This is a genomic window from Geminicoccus roseus DSM 18922, from assembly GCF_000427665.1.
Taxonomy (GTDB): domain Bacteria; phylum Pseudomonadota; class Alphaproteobacteria; order Geminicoccales; family Geminicoccaceae; genus Geminicoccus; species Geminicoccus roseus.
This window is the reverse complement of sequence record NZ_KE386572.1, coordinates 4,137,046-4,153,924: the sequence shown is the minus strand read 5'-3', so window position 1 is coordinate 4,153,924 and position 16,879 is coordinate 4,137,046. Positions and strand designations below refer to the sequence as shown.

The following is a 16,879-nucleotide window of genomic DNA, read 5'->3' as shown; positions in this document are numbered from 1 at the left end:
CCGTTCCCTCGCATGACCATGCCGCCCCCGACCGCCCTGCAGCGGCCAGGGCGGAGGAGGATCCAATGACAGCCGAAACCTATGCCGGGCTGACCCAGCTCGGCCATGCCAGCCCCCGGCCGGCCTCACCCGATGAGGCAATCCTGGAGGCGGTGCCCAACCCGCAGGCGGGCCATCCCTACCTGGTGCGCTTCACCTGCCCGGAATTCACCTCGCTCTGCCCGGTGACCGGCCAGCCGGATTTCGCCCATCTGGTGATCGACTACGTGCCCGACCGGCTGCTGGTGGAGAGCAAGAGCCTGAAGCTCTACCTGCACGCGTTTCGCGGCCATGCCGGGTTCCACGAGGCCTGCACGGTGGGGATCGCGCGGCGCCTGGTGGAGGTCCTGGCGCCGGTCTGGCTGCGCATCGGCGGCTACTGGTACCCGCGCGGCGGCATCCCGATCGACGTGTTCTACCAGACCGGCCCGGCTCCGGAGGGGGTGTGGCTGCCGGACCAGGGCGTGCCGCCCTATCGCGGCCGCGGCTGAACCAGCGAGCGGGCCTGTGGCCATCCCCGGGCGGCCCACCGGGGTTGTCCAGCGCGTGACTCCGTCGCCGGCAGGTCCTGGGAACCGCGCATGGCCTACCGGACGGATATCTTCTCCGAAAACGCTGCCTTCATGGAACGGGTGTGGTCCGTTCGGTTTCCAAGGAAGCCGGGATGCGTGCCGGCTGGCCCATGCAGGTTGGCCGGCACGGCGACCCGATCGCGCCCCGACCACCATGTTCCTGCTTGCACGATGGCGATCGGAAGCCGCGCGGTTGCTGCCGCAGCACGACGCCACGGGCCACCGACCGTCATGATCTGCGCATCCTTTGGTGCGGCGCGATTGCTGGCATCGCGCCATGGCCTCGAACGGCGGCCGGGAGGGCTGTGCCGGGGGAAAGGCTGATCCTTCGCCGCCAGCATTGCTGTTTCTCGACCGAGTGCAGCCGCATCCAGCCACGTGCCAGGAGCCGGCCATTCTGGCGGCACCCGAAGGCGGCAGGCGCCACGATCCGGGAAAGGCGGGCGCTTTCCCCATCGGATGTCCTGTGCGCCAGCGGCCCACCACGCCACCGTTCTCCGGCAGGGCAGGCAAGGCCGACCGCGCAGCCTCGATGATCCACGGGCGCATGGCTGCCAGCGCAACGTCTCGGTCCCGGGGCCAGCCGAAGATGTGTCCCGCCTGCGGTTTCTGAGACACCGGTCTGAAGCCTACGCGGCCAAGGCTGCAGGTTGAAGCTGCTGCTGGCGGATGGCGGCGGGTGGTTGGAAGCCGTGCCGCTCGATCAGCCAAGTGGTATTGTAGGTTTCCCGGAATGCCAGCAGCGCCAAACGCAACTCTTCGATGGTGTCGAAGGTCCGCACCAGAGGAGGTTCTCCGTCAGCGTGCGGATGAAGCGCTCGGCGCAGCCGTTTCCCTCCGGCGCCCGAATGAAGGCGGCGAGTTCCTCATGCCGAGGAAGCGCAGTTCGCCTTGGAAGGGGTCGAACACGTACTGGCTTCCGTGGTCGTGGCGGACGGCGAGGCCAGGAGCGACGTTCTTTGCGAAGCTGCCGAAGTGGTGTCGTACGCCCTGGCGGATCGGCTCCAACGCTTCGAAGCGGGTGCCGCGACGGGCAGCATGAATGCCGACGCACTCGGCGCTGTGGTGGTCGACGGCGATGAACACGGCGGCCTGGCCCTAGCGGGTCCAGGTGCTGGTCATGTCAGTGCCACACATGGTGTCCACCGCATCCGGGATGATGGTGCCTTCGGGTTGCATGGACCTCGGGGTCTACCGACCCGGCCTGGCGCCAGCAGGTCGTTTTCGCGCATCAAGCGCAGCACCCGACGGAGCGAGGTCCGGATGCCGCTCAGGCGTAGCCTTGCCCAGATCTTGCGATGGCCCTCGCCGTGGAAGGGGCTCTGGACAAGCACGGCACAAATCGCTGCTACCAGGGCAGCATCCGGCTTCGGCCCGGTCGGACCAGGACGCCGCGGCGGATCTGCCTTCAGCGGCAGGCGATGACGGTAGACCGTGGCCCGGGCCATGCGCCAGGTCCGGCAGACCTGGGCGAGACCATAGGGCCTGCCGCTGCTGGGCGAGAGGGTGCGGCTCATGATCTCAATCTCCGCCGGGCCAAAGGGTGCTTGCCCTCCAGGGCCGCGATTCTGGCCTCCAGCAGTTCCCGCTCGAGCAACATCTCACCCAGGCGCGCTTTGAGCCGCGCACTCTCCAGCGACGCGCCATCCTCGGGCCGGATCGTCAGGCTCGCCTCGCCGGCAGCCAGGAAGGCGTCGCGCCAGCCACTCAGCGTCGCCGCGGTCACCCCCAGCGAACGCGAAACCGTCTCCAGGTCCTCGCCCCGCAGCAGACGCAGCACCGCGTCCCGCTTGCGCTGCCGGGACATCCGGCCGCCACGGCCAAGTTCAGCGGCGTCCGTCGTCTCTATCGTCATCGTCACCCTCCGCGGATCGCGTCCGCTAACAGGGTGTCTCAGTCAACTGTAGGGCAGTGCTCGAACTCGCAGCCCTTGTCAGCGTGTAGCTTGGCCGGGCGCTTCCTCGGTCGCCCAATGCACGGGCGGACCGACGGTATCGCCTCGATTGAAGGCCGAACGCTTCATCCAGGCCAGCCTGCGACATGCGCTTGGCGTCAGGCGCTGCGGCTCCTCATCCCCGGCAAAGCGCGATTGATCCTGGATCGACCGCTTCAACCTCCGCCGACGTCACTCAGGCATCGCTCTGCTCTGTCCTTGGCGGAGGCTGAACAACCTTTTTGGAAGCGCGTGTCGGCTCCCTGGCTTGGGTGGGCGGCGGCGTTTTGCCGGCTGCGCCTCAGGCCAGGAACAGGCGGTCGAGCATCTGGTCCAGGACCAGGGAGCTCAGGAAGTCGGCCAGGACGAAGCCGAACGCGATGGCGCCGCTGGTCTGCAGGGCCGAGCGGGCGACGAACCAGCCGTAGACCATGGTGGCGGCGAACGCGAAGAACTGCAGCATCGGCCGGCTGTCGGGGGGCAGCAGGGAGATCAGCAGGAGGGCGGTCACCAAAAAGCCGCCCTGCAGCACCGAGGCCCAGTTCGCGGCGGTGACCAGCGGCACGAAGCGGGCGGTCAGGCCCATCAGCCGGGTCAGCAGCAGGGCTACGAGCGGGAACAGGGCGAAGCGGGCGAACAGGGAGACGTACTCGGCAGTCCAGTCGATCGCGACCGCGTCGCCCTCGGCGGAACGGGTCAGCACCAGCAGCAGCAGCGCGTGGAGCGGCACCAGCCAGAGCACCGCCTGGAACGAGCGCCAGAACCCGCCCACCGACAGGTCGAGCACGTCGATGCCGCGCGCGTCGCCGCGGGCCAGGATCGATGCCGCGGTGAAGCCGCGGACGGCGTCGGCCAGGGCCACCCGGTCAGGCGCCGTTCTGCGGCCGGGCGAACCAGCGATCCAGGATCGTCTGGTAGCACCGGGTCAGGGAAACGATGTCGGCGGTCTGCACCCGCTCGTCGACCTGGTGCATGGTCTGGCCGACCAGGCCCAGCTCCACCACCGGGCAGTAGTTCTTCACGAACCTTGCGTCCGAGGTGCCGCCGCTGGTGGAGGCCTCGGGCGGGGCTCCGGTGACGCTCTCCACCGCGCCCGCCACCAGATCGGTGAACATGCCGGGCTTGGTCAAAAACGCGTCGCCGCTGGAGGCCAGCTCCAGCCGGTAGCTGCCGCCCACCGCGTCGCAGCGCGCCCGCAGCCAGGCCTCCAGCCGGTCGCGGTCCTGCAGGTCGCTGTAGCGGATGTTGAAGCGGGCGCTGGCCTCGGCCGGGATCACGTTGCTGGACGGGTTGCCGATGTCGATCGAGGTGACCTGCAGGTCGGTGGGCGCGAAAAACTCGGTGCCCTGGTCGATCGGCTCGGCCAGGATCCGCTCCAGCATCCGCACGATCCGGTGCGCGGGGTTGTCGGCGCGGTGCGGGTAGGCGGTGTGGCCCTGGCGGCCCTCCACCACCAATACCCCGTTGGCGGAGCCGCGCCGGCCGACCTTCATCATGTCGCCGTTGCGCTCCACCGAGGTCGGCTCGCCCACCAGGCAGGCATCGGGGCGGTGGCCGTTCTCGTCCATCCAGCGCAGGAGCGGCTGGGTGCCGTTGATCGACGGTCCCTCCTCGTCGCCGGTGATCACCAGCGAGATCGAGCCTCTGGCCGGGGCGCCCTTCTCGGCGAGGTAGGCGGCGGCCGCGGCCACGAAGCAGGCGATCCCGCTCTTCATGTCGGCCGAGCCGCGGCCGTAGAGCATGCCGTCGACCACCTCGCCGCCGAACGGGTCCCGGGTCCAGGCCTCGGTATCGCCGGGCGGCACCACGTCGACATGGCCGGCGAACGCCAGATGCGGGGACGTGTCGCCCAGCCGGGCGAACAAATTGTCGACCCGCGCCGTGCCCTCCGCCTGGAACGGCACCCGGTGCACGGTGAAGCCGATCTTCTCGAGCTCGCGGCCGAGCAGGTCGAGCGCCCCGGCCTCGGCCGGGGTGATCGTGCGGCAGCGCACCAGGGCGGAGGTGAGGTCGACGGGGTCGATGGTGGCCATCAGTCGCGCAGCAGTTCGTTGATCGAGGTCTTGGAGCGGGTCTGCGCGTCGACGCGCTTGACGATCACGGCGCAGTACAGGCCGGGCCCGGGCGAGCCGTCGAGCAGCGGCTTGCCCGGCATGGTGCCCGGCACCACCACCGAATAGGGCGGAACCCGGCCCTTGAACACCTCGCCGGTGGCGCGATCGACGATCCTGGTCGACGCGCCCAGATAGACGCCCATCGACAGCACCGAGCCGGTCTCCACCAGCACGCCCTCGGCAACCTCGGAGCGCGCGCCGATGAAGCAGTCGTCCTCGATGATCACCGGGCCGGCCTGTAAGGGCTCCAGCACCCCGCCGATCCCGGCGCCGCCGGAGATGTGGCAGTTCTTGCCGATCTGGGCGCAGGACCCGATGGTCGCCCAGGTGTCGACCATGGTGCCCTTGTCGACGAACGCGCCGAGATTGACGAAGGACGGCATCAGCACCACGCCCGGCGCGATATAGGCGGAGCGGCGCACCACCGCGTTCGGCACTGCCCTAAAGCCCTGCTGCTCGAACCAGCCGGCGTCGCGGTCCTGGAACTTGGAGGGGACCTTGTCCCACCAGCCCGAGCCGCCGGGGCCGCCCTCGATCCGGCTCATCGCGTTCAGGCGGAACGAGAGCAGCACCGCCTTCTTCGCCCACTGGTGGACCTGCCACTGCCCGTCGATCTTCTCGGCGACGCGCAGCCGGCCGCTGTCCAGGAGGTCCAGCGTGGCGTCGACGGCCTCGCGATCGGCACCGGTCGTGTGCGGGCCGATCTCGCCGGCACGGTTGAAAGCATCCTCGACCTGGCGGCGCAGGGCCTCGATATCCATCATCATTCCCATCTTCACGAGCGCGGCCGTAGACTAGTGGCGGCGGATGCAGCGTCAATGCGGGGCTGGCCGGCACATGGCCGCCGGGTATGGCCATGCCGGGTCAAGTCTGGGTGATCGGGGAAGGATGGAATGGTGGCGGGCGTCGAGGGAGAAGCATTTCGGGGCTTCGTCGAGGAGCTGGCCCTGGCGCTGGACGATGCGGCCATGGTCGACGAGCCGGCGGCAATGGCGCCCTATCTCACCGATTTCTGGCATCTCTCCACCGGCGCCAGCCGGCTGGTGGTGCGGCCCAAGGACACGGCCGGCGTGCAGGCGGTGCTGCGCGCCGCCTCGGCGCACCAGGTCCCGCTGGTCACCCAGTCCGGCAATACCGGGCTGGTCGGCGGCAACATCCCCGACAGCAGCGGCCGCCAGGTGGTGCTCAACCTGGAGCGGCTGAACCGGATCCGCGAGCTGGCGCCGTCCGGCGAGCATCTGGTGGCCGAGGCCGGCTGCGTGCTCCAGGACGTGCAGGAGGCCGCCGCGGCGGCCGACCGGCTGTTCCCGCTCTCGCTGGGTGCGGAGGGCAGCTGCCGGATCGGCGGCAACATCGCCACCAATGCCGGCGGGATCAACGTGCTGCGCTACGGGATGACCCGGCGGCTGGTGCTGGGCCTGGAGGTGGTGCTGGCCGACGGGACCTTGTGGAACGGCCTGCGGGCATTGCCCAAGGACAATACCGGCTACGACATGAAGCAGGTGTTCATCGGCTCGGAGGGCACGCTCGGCGTGATCACCGCGGCGACCCTGGCGCTGGCACCGCGCCCGCGCGAGCGCCACGACCTCTGGCTGGCGATCGAGAGCCCCGAGGCGGGCGTCGAGCTGCTTCGGCTGTTCCGCAGCCGGCTGGGCGAGACGATCTCGGCCTTCGAGCTGATCGCCGATGCCGGGGTCGAGGCGGCCGAGCAGGCGTTCGGCGCAAGAGTGGTCGAGGAGCGCCATCCCTGGCACCTGCTGGTGACGGTCGCCTGGAGCTTCGCCGACGGGCTGATGGCGCATCTGGAGGCGGTGCTGGAGGAGGCGATGGAGGCGGGCCTGGTCCTGGACGGCACCATCGCCCAGAACGACGCGCAGCGGGCGGTGATGTGGAAGCTGCGCGAGGGCCAGTCCGAGGCGATGACCCGCAAGGGCTCGGTCTGGCGCTCCGACGTGGCGGTGGCGACCGACCGGGTTCCGGAGCTGGTCCGGCGCTGCGACGAGGTGCTGCCCGCCGTCCGGCCAGGCATCGTGGTGTTCCCGTTCGGCCATCTGGGCGATGGCAACCTGCACGTGAACGTGCTGGCCGCCTCGCCCGACCGCCTTTCGCCGGAGGACCGCAGCCGCATCCAGGACGCGCTGTTCGACATCGTGGCGGGCATGGGCGGCTCGTTCTCCGCCGAGCACGGCATCGGCCGCTGGAAGCGCGGTGCGCTGGAGCGGCTGAAGGACCCGGTGGAGCGGCGGCTGATGGCGCGGCTGAAGCAGGCCCTGGATCCCGCCAACATCCTCAATCCCGGCGTGATCGCCGAGCCGGAGCCACGGCCATGACCCTGTTCCAGGTGCTGGAGGCGGACATCACCACCCTCGAGGTGGACGCGGTGGTGAATGCCGCCAACGCCCAGCTGGCGCCGGGCGGCGGGGTGTGCGGCGCCATCCACCGGGCGGCCGGGCCGGAGCTGGCGGCGGCCTGCGCGGCGCTGGGCCCCTGCCCCGCCGGCGGGGTCCGCAGCACCCCGGGCTTCCGCCTGCCGGCCCGCTTCGTGCTCCATGCGGTGGGGCCGGTCTGGCAGGGCGGCGCCGAGCGGGAGGACGAGCTCCTGGCGGCCTGCTACCGTGGCGCCATCGAGCTTGCCGAGGAACTCGGCTGCCGCTCGATCGCGTTTCCGGCCATCTCGACCGGCATCTACGGCTTTCCGCCCGAGCGCGCCGCCCCGATCGCGGTGGCCGCCGCCCGGACCGCCGCCCATGCCCATCCCGACATGGACCGGATCGTGTTCGCCTGCTTTGGCGACGCATCCGCGCGCCTGCACCGCCAAGCCCTGGAGGTCCCCTATTGATTCCGTTCAGCGCACCCGTCCAGGACCAGCTCCTGACCCTTCGCGCCGTTGCCGGCGAGGCGGGCCTGCCAGGCCTGGATCCTGACCTGGTCGAGCAGGTGCTGCGCGAAGGCGGCCGCTTTGCCGAGAACGTGCTGGCGCCGCTGAACCCGGTGGGCGACCGGGAGGGTGTCCGGCTCGACAACGGTGTGGTGCGCACCGCGACCGGCTATGCCGAGGCCTGGCGGCAGTTCGCCGACGCCGGCTGGCTGGGCCTGCCGTTTCCCGAGGATAGCGGCGGCCAGGGCCTGCCCTGGACGGTGGCGACGGTGCTGGCCGACAGCTTCAACGCCGCCAGCCTCACCTGGTACCTCGCCCCGCTGCTGACCCAGGCCGCCATCGAGGCCATGCTGCACCATGCCTCCGACGAGCTGAAGGAGCGCTATCTCCACGACATGGTGAGCGGCGCCGCCACCGGCGCGATGTGCCTGACCGAGCCGCAGGCCGGCTCCGACCTGGGCGCGCTGCGCGCCCGCGCGGAGCCGCAGGCGGACGGCTCCTACAAGATCACCGGCCAGAAGATCTACATCACCTTCGGCGACCATGACTTCACCAAGCAGGTGGTCCACCTGGTGCTGGCGCGCCTGCCGGATGCGCCCGCCGGCAGCCGCGGGATCTCCCTGTTCCTGGTGCCGAAATTCCTGCCCGACGGCAGCCGCAACGACTGGCGGGTGGCCGGGCTGGAGCACAAGCTCGGCATCCACGGCTCGCCCACCTGCGTGATCGCCTATGGCGACAGCGGCGGCGCCACCGGCTGGCTGGTGGGCGCGCCCCATGCCGGGCTGAAATGCATGTTCACCATGATGAACAATGCCCGGCTGGGCGTGGCGGTCGAGGGGCTGGGGATCGCCGAGCGGGCGCTGCAGGCCGCCGACGCCTATGCGGCCGAGCGCAGGCAGGGCCGGCGCGGCGGCGAGCTGGTGCCGATCGCGGCCCATCCGGACGTGGCGGCGACCCTGACCCGGATCCGCGCCACCACCGCGGCGGCGCGCGGGATCTGCTACCTGACCGCGTTCGAGCTGGACCGGGGCGACCAGGCTCTGACCAGCCTGCTCACCCCGATCGCCAAGGCCTGGTGCACCGACCGCGCGGTCGAGCTGGCCTCGGACGCCGTGCAGGTCCATGGCGGGATGGGCTTCATCGAGGAGACCGGGGTCGCCCAGCTCTACCGCGATGCCCGGATCCTGCCGATCTACGAGGGCACCAACGGCATCCAGGCCCAGGACCTGGTGCTGCGTAAGCTGCCGCTGGAGGATGGCAAGGTCGCCCACCGGCTGTTCGCCCGGATCCGCGCCCGCCTGCCGGCGCTGGCGACCGGTACCGAACTGGGCCTGGCCCTGGACCAGGCGGAGCAGGCGACCGGCCATCTGCTGGAGGCGGGCGCCGACGACCAGGCCGCCGCGGCGGTGGCCTATCTGCGGTTGATGGGCGACCTGATCGGCGGCTGGCTGCTGGCGGAATGTGCCGCCCTGTCCGGAGGCGAGCATGGCCGGCTCGCCCGCTACTGGGCGACGCGGGTCCTGCCCCTGGCCGGGGCGCGGCTGGCGGAGATCCGCGCCGGCGCCGAGGACATCTTCTAGGGCGATCCTCCGCCGCACCGGACCCGGGCCGCCCCTTGCACGGGCGGCCTCAGCCGGCAAAGGGCATCCGGACGGCGGGGCCGGCCCGGGGATGGAGGCGCAGGGTGACCTCGCCCTCCCGGGCAAGCTCCCGGCGACGGGCGGCTTCCATCAGCTCGTCGACGTCGCGGGCAATCTCGAGCCGGCGCACCGTGCCGTCGGCGCCGATCACGCGCAGGCGCATGGGCCCGGGCTCGCGCGCCGGGCGCGCCCCGTTGCGGCGGTCCCACAGAAACAAGAGCGGCAGGAGCAGGCCGAACGCCGCCAGGAAGCTGGCGGCGCTGGCAAGGGCGGACAGGACCACGGTGGCGGCGGCTTGCATGGCGGGCCTCGGTTCGGGGACGAGGCCGATCATCGCAGCCAATCCCTAACGAAGCGTTAAAGCGGCTCAGGGCTGCCCTGCCCCCAGCTCCCCGCTCAGTCGCGCCGAGTCACCCGGCGGCCGCGCCGGCGCAGATGCGCCTCGACCTCCTCCAGGCCGATGCCCTCGCGCGCCAGCCTGGCCAGGGTGAAGTAGAGCACGTCGGCCGCCTCGTGGATCACGTGGTCGCGGTCCTTGGCCTCGACCAGTTCCTCGCATTCCTCGCGCAGCTTGGCGGCGAGCAGGCCCGGATCCTGGAACAGCCGCGCGGTGTAGCTGCCTTCCGGGGCGTGGTCGCGCCGGTCCAGGAGCAGGCGGGACAGGCTGCCAAGGCCCCCGTCCTCGCCAAAGCAGGTCCGGCAGCCCAGGTGGCAGAAGCCGGCGCCGTGCTGGCGGACGGTGAAGCGCAGGGCGTCGCGGTCGCAGTCGGGGGTGACCGCCAGGAGTTCCTGGACATGGCCGGAGCTCTCGCCCTTGCGCCACAGGCTGTTGCGGGAGCGCGACCAGTAGATCCCGCGCCGTTCGGCCACCGCGTGGCGGATCGATTCGTGCGAGGAATAGACCAGGCCCAGCGCCACGCCCTGCTCGTCGGCGACCACGGTCGGGATCAGCCCGTCCGGCCGGTCGGAGACCAGCGGTGCCGCGATGGCGTCGCCTAAGTCCATCCGGCCGGAATAGAGCGCCATGCCGACCTGGGCATCCGCGCCGATCCGGTCGAGCTCGACCAGCTCCTCCAGCGTGGTGACGCCGCCGGCGATGGTGACCTTGGCGGGTGCGGCCGCCTCGACGATCGCCTTGGCGAACGCCAGGTCGGTGCCCTGCATCCGCCCCTCGCGCTCGACGAAGGTGACCAGGAAGCCGCCGACATGCTCCTTCAGCGCGGCGATCCGGTCGAGCACGCCGGCCCCGGTGTTCTTGGTCCAGCCCTCGACCACGACCTCGCCGTTGCGGGCGTCCAGCGCCGCGATCAGCCGGTCCTTGGGCAGCTGGGACAAAAGTTCCGGGGTGGCGGCGGTGCCCAGGATGATCTTGGCCGCACCCTTGTTCAGCCAGTGCAGCGCCCGCTCCACCGAGCGGATGCCGCCGCCGACCCGCACGTTGCCCATGGCGATCAGCCGCTCGATCACCGCGTCGTTGTCGCCGATGGACAGCGCCCGGTCGAGGTCGATCACCGCGACGTCGCCGGCCAGGCGGAATCGCTCCATGATGGGAGCTGGATCGCCCGCGTCGATGGCCTTGGTCTCGCCGCCGATGAGCTGGACGGCGTGGCCGCCCTGAAGGTCGATCGAGGGAACGATCATCGCCGCACCACCACGTCCTTGGCCGCCAGATAGGATTTCACGTCGCCCACCGTGGTGTCGCCGTCATGGAAGATCGAGGCGGCCAGCACCGCGTCGGCCCCGGCCTCGAACGCCTCGCGGATATGCTCGGCCGAATTGGCGCCGCCGCTGGCGATCACCGGCAGGTGGACATGCCGGGCAACCGCCCCGGTCAACTGGAGGTCGTAGCCCGAGCGGGTGCCGTCGCGGTCCCAGGAGGTGAGCAGGATCTCGCCGGTGCCAAGCGACTGCGCCTGGAGCGCCCAGGCCAGGGCGTCCTTGCCGGTCCCCTCGCGGCCGCCCTTGACCAGCACCTCGAAGATCTGGCCGTTCTGCCTGGCGTCGATCGCCAGCACGCAGCACTGCGCGCCGAAGCGGGAGGATATCTCCGCCAGGAGTTCCGGCCGCTCGACGGCGGCGGTGTTGACGCTGACCTTGTCGGCACCGGCTTCCAGCAGGGCCGCCGCATCCTCGGCGGTGCGCACGCCGCCGCCGATGGTGAGCGGGATCGACAGGACCGAGCGGACCCGGCGCACCGTCTCGTGCTGGTGGCCGCGGCCGGCCGGGGTGGCGGCCACGTCCAGGATCACGATCTCGTCCGCGCCCTGCGCCTCGTAGAGGGCGGCGCGCTCGGCGGGATCGCCGGCGTCGCGCAGGCCCTGGAAGCGGATGCCCTTGACCACCCGGCCGTCGGCGACGTCGAGGCAGGGAATGATGCGCTTCGTGAGCATGCTCAGCGCTCCAGGAAGCGGGACAGGAGGGCCCGGCCATAGGCGCCGGACAGTTCCGGGTGGAACTGGCAGCCGAGCAGGTTGCCATGCTCCAGCCCGGCCACGAACAGGCCGTCATGGTCGGCCAGGGCCACCGCGCAGCCGGGGGCGGCCAGGGCGCGGTAGCTGTTGGCGAAATAGGCGTGGCCGCTTTGCAGGAGGGTGCAGTCCGGCTGCGCCTCCACCGCGTTCCAGCCGAACTGCGGCACCCGGACCTCGTCGGAGAACCGGCCGATATGGGCGTCGATCACGGCCAGGCCGCGCACGCCCGGGCTTTCCTCCGAGCTCTTGAACAGGAGCTGGTGGCCGACGCAGATGCAGATGGTCGGCCGGTCCGCCTCGATGCGCGCCTGCAGCGCCTCGTCCAGGCCGTTGCTCGCCAGGGCCTGCATGGCCGGGCCGAACGAGCCGACACCCGGCAGCATCGCGTAGGCGGCGTCGCGCACGGTGCGCGGGTCGTCGCTCACCACCGGCTCCGCGTCCAGCCTCGCCCAGGCTGCCTTGACCGAGGCGATGTTGGCGACCCCGGTCGGGACGATGACGACCTGCTTCGTCATAGACTGCCCTTCGTGCTCGGGATCGCGTCGTCGCCGGTGCGCGCCACCGCGCGGCGCAGCGCGATCGCCAGCGCCTTGAAGGCGGCTTCCGCCTTGTGGTGGTCGTTCTCGCCCTCCAGCACGTCGACATGCAGCGCCATGCGGGCGGTCATCGCGAGCGACTGGAAGAAATGGGCGAGGTTCTCGGTGGCGACGTCGCCGATCACCTCGCGCCGGAACGGGATGTCGACCCGGGCGAACGGCCGGCCGGACAGGTCGACCACCACCCGCGCCAGCGCCTCGTCCAGCGGCGCATAGGCATGGGCGAACCGTTCGATGCCGCGCCGCTCGCCCAAGGCCTGGTCCAGGGCGGCGCCAAGCGCCAGGGCGGTGTCCTCGGTGGTGTGGTGGTCGTCGACGTCCAGGTCGCCGTTGACCTGCAGTTCCAGGTCGAACCGTCCATGCTTGGCGAGCGCGGTCAGCATGTGGTCGAGAAAGCCGATCCCGGTGGCAAGGCTGGCGCGGCCGCTGCCGTCCAGGTTCAGGGTCAGCTTGATCTCGGTCTCGCTGGTCGAGCGGTCGACGGAGGCGATGCGGGGCTCGGTCAACGACGGACTCCGGATGGGGCGCGCGCTCGCGGCAACAGGGTCAGGGTACGATCTGGGCGATGTCGGACACCACGATGTCGGTGCCGCCGGCCGCCTTGATGCGGGCGATCAGGACCGGGAGGCCCTCGCGCGGCACCGCGGCCTTGACCGCGAAGCCGCTGCCGGCATGCAGCGGCGAGACCGTCGGGTAGCGCATGCAGGGCAGGATGCCCACCAGCTCCTCCAGCCGGTCGGTCGGCACGTTGATCTCGACCATCACCCGGCGGCGCGCGTCGGTGACCGAGCGGACCAGCAGCACCAGGTGCTCGATCACGTCGCGCTTGGCCGGATCGTCCATCGAGCGCGGGTGGGCGTACATGCGGGTGGAACTGCGCAGAAGCTCGGCGAAGATGGTCAGGCCGTTGGCTTTCAGCGTGGCGCCGGTGGAGGTGTTGTCGACGATGCAGTCGGCGTCCTCGGGGGGGAACACCTCGGTGGCGCCATAGGTGCGCACCACCCTGCCCTCCAGCTTCTCCCGCTCCAGCCAGCGCCTGGTCAGCCGCTCGTACTCGGTGGCGACCAGGAACGGTCCGGGACGCGGCCGGCCGTTCTCCAGGAAGGACGGCTCGCAGGCGCCGACGATCCGCACCGGGTCCAGCCCGGTGTCGAACAGCTCCAGGAGCTCGACCTCCTTCTCGGCCACCCAGTCGGCGCCGGCGAAGCCGATGTCGCGCGAGCCGACATGCAGCATCTCGACGATGTTCTGCGGCTTGAGCAGCTTGGTCTCGAAGCCGTCCAGCGACAGGATCGGGCGGTAGCCGCGCCGGTCGAAGGTCAGCCGGATCCCGGCTTCGCCCAGGAGTTTCTGGACGTTCTCCTGCATCCGGCCCTTGGGCAGGGCGAGATGGACAACGGCCGGGGCGGCGGTCTGGTCGGGCAAGGTGCGAGATCCGGAAGTGGTCGGCCCGCTTCAAGGCGAGCGCGCTCGGCTATAGACGCTTAGGCCCGGTCTGCGCAAACACCGGGGACATCGGCAGGCTGGTTTCGGCAGGGAAAGACGATGCGGGTGAGGAATGCGGGGCGGCTGGCGGCCCTGGTGGCGGCGACGGCCGTGCTCGGGGGCTGCGGGAAGATGCCGTCCCTGGAGATCTTCAAGCCGGGCCGGCCGGCGCCAGGCGCCAATGCCGCCGCGGCGGCCTGCGTGCTGATCGACACCGACATGGCCCTGGACGACGCCCGGGCGGTGGCGGCGATGGTGCCGACCGAGAAGGTCAAGGTGATCGTCGCGACCGGCGGGGTGACCCGGCCGGAATACGGCGCCTCGGCCGCGGCGCACCTGGTGTCCACCAGCCGCAAGCCGGTCCGGATCCTGGTGGGCCAGCCCTCGCCGGCGCCGACCCGGCCGGAATGGCTGGCACGCTCCCGCGAGAGCGCCGAGCGGCTGGGCTACTTCCTGGCCACCACCGTGCCGCTCGACCCGCCGGAGACCTATCTGGCCCACGAGGTCGACCTCGCCCTGCGCAGCTGCGAGAGCGTGGACGTGCTGCTCCTGGCGCCCTGGAGCTCGTTCGCGGTGTACGGGCCCGAGATCGGCGACCGGATCGAGCGGGTGATCGCCCAGGGGCTGCCGCCCACCGGCGACGGTCCGCTCGGCTTCAACTGCAGCTACGACCTGCAGACCTGCCGTGACATGATGGACAACGAGGACCTGACGCCCAGGATCACCTGGGTGGCGCTGCCCGAGACCGCCGACCAGAGCTACGTGCCCGGCCCGGACATGTTCCGCGGCCTGGCCACCACCGGCCTGCCGGCGACGGTGGGGGTCATGATGCAGATCAACCCGACCTCGGTCGCCGACGGCTATATCTGGGACGATACCGCCGCGCTGTACTGGCTCTATCCCGACCTGTTCGCCAAGAAGGAGGGCCATGTCGAGCCGGTCGCCCCGGCGGCGGAGCTGAAGGAGCACTGGCGGATCGCGGTCAACGACGCGATCGAGCGGCAGCACTGACGCCGGGCATCCCGAAAGAAGCCGGCCGGCTGACGGCCGGCGCGGCCCGATGACAGCCGACGGGCGGCGCACCATCCGGCACGCCGCCCGCCGATCCGCCTGAGGCCCTGGACCAGGCCGGTCAGGCGGCCGCCTTCTTGTTGGCGGCCTTGGACATCTTGCTCAGCAGCTTGTCGGTCGCCTCCTCCTCCTGGAGGTTCTCCTGCAGGAGGGCGGCGGCCTCGGTCATGCCGAGCTGGGTCGCCCAGTTCTTCAGCGTGCCGTAGCGGGCGATCTCGTAATGCTCGACCGCCTGGGCCGAGGCGATCAGCGCCGCGTCCAGCGCCGGGGCGCCCTCGTAGCTCTCCATCGCATCCTCGCCCTCGGCGAGGATCCCCAGGATGGCGTCGCAGGTCTTGCCGCGCGCGGTCTTGCCCAGCTGCTCGAACACCTGCTCCAGGCGCTGGATCTGGCCTTCGGTCTGCTCGCGATGAAGGCGGAAGCTTTCCTTCACCTCGTCGGATTCCGCGGCCTTGGCCATCTTCGGCAAGGAACGCAGGATCTTCTTCTCGGCGTAGTAGATGTCCTTGAGCGTCTCCAGGAACAGGTCCTGGAGCGAGTTGCCCTTGCTCATGTGCCGCCTCTGTGTTGGCCGATTCGAGCATCCGAACCGGCCGACGGCGGAACGGTTCCACCATCCCGCCGCCCTCCCGCGACCGCCCCGCCCCCGCCGCTTAGCCAGGGGCGGCGGGGGCGGGGCCGGCGCTTTGGCTCAGCGCAGGAGCTGGAGCATGGTCTGGGGCATCTGGTTGGCCTGGGCGAGCATGGAGACGCTGGCCTGGGTGAGGATGTTGGCCGAGGTGAACCGGCTCATCTCGGCGGCCATGTCGACGTCCATCAGGGTGGAGCGGGCGGCGTCCAGGTTCTCGATCGAGGTGGCGAGGTTGGCGGCGGAGAACTCGAAGCGCGACATCATCGCCCCAAGCTCGGCCCGGGAGCCGTTGACCTGGGCGATCGCCTGGTCGATCGCGTCGCCGGCGGTGACCGCCCCCGCCGAGGTCGAGATGTCGGTGCCGGCGGTGCCCAGCGCCGTGGTGGTCATGTCGTCGATGTTGACCACCACCGTGTCGGCCGACTGCGCACCGACCTGGAAGGTCAGATCGCCGCCGCCGCCCACGGTGAAGCTCTCCGCGGTCAGCTCGGTGGAGAAGTCGAAGTTGGACAGGGAGATCGACACCCCGGCGTTGCGGAAGTTCAGCTGGCCCTCGACCACCCGCTGGTCGGTGGCGAACTCCAGCTGGATGGTGTCGGTGACGTTGCCGTAGGTGAGCGTGAAGGTGCCGATCGTGGCGTCGGTGGCATGGGTGCCGGTGGCGCTGTCGGCGCCGACATAGGCGAAGCTGACATTGCCGGTGGCGGCACCGTTGAGGTTGAGGGTCACCCCGCGGAAGTTGGCGTTGAGGTCGCCGTCGCCCTCGAACTTGGCGAACGCGCCGCTGGTCGACACGGTCAGGGTCTTGCCGGCCGAGCCGTTGAGCAGCTGGGCGCCGTTGAACTTGGTCTGGCTGGCGATGTCGCCGACCTGGGTGTTGAGCTGGCTGTATTCCTGGTTGAGGAACTGCCGCTCGTTGTCGGTGAGCGAGCCGGACTGCGACTGCACCGCGAGCGCCTTCATCCGCTGCAGGATGTCGGCGACCTTGGACATGCCGCCGTCGGCGACCTGCAGGAGGCTCTGGCCCTGCGCGGTGTTGGAGGCGGCCTGCTTGAGCGCGGTGACGTCGGCCTTCAGCCTTGTGCCCACCGCCAGCGAGGCGGCGTCGTCGGAGCCCTTCACGATCCGCGAGCCGCTGGACAGCTTGGCCAGCGAGGAGGAGGCGGCCGCCGAGTTCTGCGACAGATAGCGCAGCGCGGTGTTGGCCGAGACATTGGTGGTGGCGGTCAGGACCATCGAGCGAAACTCCTTCTACCTGAAGCGAGCCTCCCGGACCTCCCGGGAGCCCAGGCCCGGCTACCTGCCGGACCCGCCAAACCGAGGATCCCTCCCCGGCCGGCCCCGATCCTTCAAGCACACGCCGTGCCAGAGCCCCGCCGCCCGGCCGAGACCGGCGCCAGCCCGGCCAAAAGCGGCCAAGCCAACCCTGCCACCCGGCAGTTCCTGCCC

The 16,879-nt window shown here is 70.7% G+C and carries 16 protein-coding genes and 2 pseudogenes; 5 read left to right on the top strand and 13 right to left on the bottom strand.

Annotated features, from left to right (window positions below; all coding sequences use genetic code 11):
- The first annotated feature begins 65 nt into the window (after nt 1-65).
- Complete coding sequence (gene queF / locus GEMRO_RS0120610) at nt 66-530, top strand: preQ(1) synthase (protein ID WP_027135524.1); 465 nt, start codon at nt 66-68, stop codon at nt 528-530.
- A 710-nt stretch (nt 531-1,240) separates the two neighbouring features.
- Here the strand turns inward: queF and GEMRO_RS30870 are convergent.
- From GEMRO_RS30870 to dapD, 5 genes and pseudogenes are all read right to left on the bottom strand, one after another.
- Nucleotides 1,241-2,466 (bottom strand): annotated as a pseudogene (locus tag GEMRO_RS30870) (IS3 family transposase).
- Between the two features lie 53 nt (nt 2,467-2,519).
- Nucleotides 2,520-2,603, bottom strand: a pseudogene (locus GEMRO_RS35430) (IS5/IS1182 family transposase); the annotation flags it as partial.
- Nucleotides 2,604-2,845: 242 nt separating this feature from the next.
- Complete coding sequence (locus GEMRO_RS0120595; RefSeq protein ID WP_027135522.1) at nt 2,846-3,406, bottom strand: hypothetical protein; 561 nt, start codon at nt 3,404-3,406, stop codon at nt 2,846-2,848.
- A 4-nt stretch (nt 3,407-3,410) separates the two neighbouring features.
- Nucleotides 3,411-4,577, bottom strand: a complete 1,167-nt coding sequence (gene dapE, locus GEMRO_RS0120590) for a succinyl-diaminopimelate desuccinylase (protein WP_035485722.1) — start codon at nt 4,575-4,577, stop codon at nt 3,411-3,413.
- Nucleotides 4,577-5,419, bottom strand: coding sequence for a 2,3,4,5-tetrahydropyridine-2,6-dicarboxylate N-succinyltransferase (gene dapD / locus GEMRO_RS0120585; protein WP_027135520.1), 843 nt, complete (start codon nt 5,417-5,419; stop codon nt 4,577-4,579). The genes dapE and dapD overlap by 1 nt, the downstream gene beginning before the upstream one ends.
- A 132-nt stretch (nt 5,420-5,551) precedes the next feature.
- Here dapD and GEMRO_RS0120580 point away from each other — a divergent pair, with 132 nt between their 5' ends.
- The 3 genes from GEMRO_RS0120580 to GEMRO_RS0120570 are packed head-to-tail and all read left to right on the top strand — an operon-like array spanning nt 5,552 to nt 9,116.
- A complete protein-coding gene (locus tag GEMRO_RS0120580; RefSeq protein WP_051329291.1) occupies nt 5,552-6,988 on the top strand; it encodes an FAD-binding oxidoreductase in 1,437 nt (478 codons plus the stop codon).
- Nucleotides 6,985-7,497: an O-acetyl-ADP-ribose deacetylase gene (locus GEMRO_RS34730; RefSeq protein ID WP_027135518.1), complete on the top strand. Its 513-nt coding sequence runs from the start codon at nt 6,985-6,987 to the stop codon at nt 7,495-7,497. Before GEMRO_RS0120580 ends, GEMRO_RS34730 begins: the two co-directional genes overlap by 4 nt.
- Nucleotides 7,497-9,116, top strand: coding sequence for an acyl-CoA dehydrogenase (locus GEMRO_RS0120570; protein ID WP_027135517.1), 1,620 nt, complete (start codon nt 7,497-7,499; stop codon nt 9,114-9,116). The genes GEMRO_RS34730 and GEMRO_RS0120570 overlap by 1 nt, the downstream gene beginning before the upstream one ends.
- 49 nt (nt 9,117-9,165) lie before the next feature.
- Here the strand turns inward: GEMRO_RS0120570 and GEMRO_RS0120565 are convergent, their stop codons facing one another.
- The 6 genes from GEMRO_RS0120565 to hisG form a co-directional block, all read right to left on the bottom strand.
- Nucleotides 9,166-9,510, bottom strand: a complete 345-nt coding sequence (locus tag GEMRO_RS0120565) for a hypothetical protein (protein ID WP_157505671.1) — start codon at nt 9,508-9,510, stop codon at nt 9,166-9,168.
- A gap of 62 nt (nt 9,511-9,572) precedes the next feature.
- A complete protein-coding gene (gene hisE, locus GEMRO_RS0120560; protein WP_027135515.1) occupies nt 9,573-10,817 on the bottom strand; it encodes a phosphoribosyl-ATP diphosphatase in 1,245 nt (414 codons plus the stop codon).
- Nucleotides 10,814-11,566: an imidazole glycerol phosphate synthase subunit HisF gene (gene hisF, locus GEMRO_RS0120555; protein ID WP_027135514.1), complete on the bottom strand. Its 753-nt coding sequence runs from the start codon at nt 11,564-11,566 to the stop codon at nt 10,814-10,816. The genes hisE and hisF overlap by 4 nt, the downstream gene beginning before the upstream one ends.
- A gap of 2 nt (nt 11,567-11,568) precedes the next feature.
- Nucleotides 11,569-12,162 carry an imidazole glycerol phosphate synthase subunit HisH gene (gene hisH / locus GEMRO_RS0120550; protein WP_035485716.1) on the bottom strand — a complete coding sequence of 198 codons (594 nt, stop codon included), beginning with the start codon at nt 12,160-12,162 and terminating at the stop codon, nt 11,569-11,571.
- Nucleotides 12,159-12,749, bottom strand: a complete 591-nt coding sequence (gene hisB / locus GEMRO_RS0120545) for an imidazoleglycerol-phosphate dehydratase HisB (RefSeq protein WP_027135512.1) — start codon at nt 12,747-12,749, stop codon at nt 12,159-12,161. The genes hisH and hisB overlap by 4 nt, the downstream gene beginning before the upstream one ends.
- A 40-nt stretch (nt 12,750-12,789) precedes the next feature.
- On the bottom strand, nt 12,790-13,668 hold the full coding sequence (gene hisG / locus GEMRO_RS0120540) for an ATP phosphoribosyltransferase (RefSeq protein ID WP_027135511.1): 879 nt from the start codon (nt 13,666-13,668) through the stop codon (nt 12,790-12,792).
- 120 nt (nt 13,669-13,788) lie between these two features.
- On the opposite strand from hisG, the gene GEMRO_RS0120535 reads away from it, so the two are divergent.
- Nucleotides 13,789-14,739: a hypothetical protein gene (locus tag GEMRO_RS0120535; protein WP_027135510.1), complete on the top strand. Its 951-nt coding sequence runs from the start codon at nt 13,789-13,791 to the stop codon at nt 14,737-14,739.
- Nucleotides 14,740-14,860: 121 nt separating this feature from the next.
- Here GEMRO_RS0120535 and GEMRO_RS0120530 read toward each other — a convergent pair whose 3' ends face one another.
- Complete coding sequence (locus tag GEMRO_RS0120530) at nt 14,861-15,352, bottom strand: YciE/YciF ferroxidase family protein (protein ID WP_027135509.1); 492 nt, start codon at nt 15,350-15,352, stop codon at nt 14,861-14,863.
- Nucleotides 15,353-15,490: 138 nt separating this feature from the next.
- Nucleotides 15,491-16,666, bottom strand: a complete 1,176-nt coding sequence (locus GEMRO_RS0120525) for a flagellin N-terminal helical domain-containing protein (RefSeq protein ID WP_027135508.1) — start codon at nt 16,664-16,666, stop codon at nt 15,491-15,493.
- Nucleotides 16,667-16,879 lie beyond the last annotated feature (213 nt).

What these genes read in the sequence shown, in the direction of transcription:
- hisF (WP_027135514.1), bottom strand. Translation starts at nt 11,566, where the DNA reads ATGCTCACGAAGCGCATCATTCCCTGCCTCGACGTCGCCGACGGCCGG.
- GEMRO_RS34730 (WP_027135518.1), top strand. Translation starts at nt 6,985, where the DNA reads ATGACCCTGTTCCAGGTGCTGGAGGCGGACATCACCACCCTCGAGGTG.
- queF (WP_027135524.1), top strand. Translation starts at nt 66, where the DNA reads ATGACAGCCGAAACCTATGCCGGGCTGACCCAGCTCGGCCATGCCAGC.
- hisE (WP_027135515.1), bottom strand. Translation starts at nt 10,817, where the DNA reads ATGATCGTTCCCTCGATCGACCTTCAGGGCGGCCACGCCGTCCAGCTC.
- GEMRO_RS0120535 (WP_027135510.1), top strand. Translation starts at nt 13,789, where the DNA reads ATGCGGGTGAGGAATGCGGGGCGGCTGGCGGCCCTGGTGGCGGCGACG.
- dapD (WP_027135520.1), bottom strand. Translation starts at nt 5,419, where the DNA reads ATGGATATCGAGGCCCTGCGCCGCCAGGTCGAGGATGCTTTCAACCGT.
- GEMRO_RS0120525 (WP_027135508.1), bottom strand. Translation starts at nt 16,666, where the DNA reads ATGGTCCTGACCGCCACCACCAATGTCTCGGCCAACACCGCGCTGCGC.
- GEMRO_RS0120580 (WP_051329291.1), top strand. Translation starts at nt 5,552, where the DNA reads ATGGTGGCGGGCGTCGAGGGAGAAGCATTTCGGGGCTTCGTCGAGGAG.
- dapE (WP_035485722.1), bottom strand. Translation starts at nt 4,577, where the DNA reads ATGGCCACCATCGACCCCGTCGACCTCACCTCCGCCCTGGTGCGCTGC.
- hisH (WP_035485716.1), bottom strand. Translation starts at nt 12,162, where the DNA reads ATGACGAAGCAGGTCGTCATCGTCCCGACCGGGGTCGCCAACATCGCC.
- GEMRO_RS0120530 (WP_027135509.1), bottom strand. Translation starts at nt 15,352, where the DNA reads ATGAGCAAGGGCAACTCGCTCCAGGACCTGTTCCTGGAGACGCTCAAG.
- GEMRO_RS0120565 (WP_157505671.1), bottom strand. Translation starts at nt 9,510, where the DNA reads ATGATCGGCCTCGTCCCCGAACCGAGGCCCGCCATGCAAGCCGCCGCC.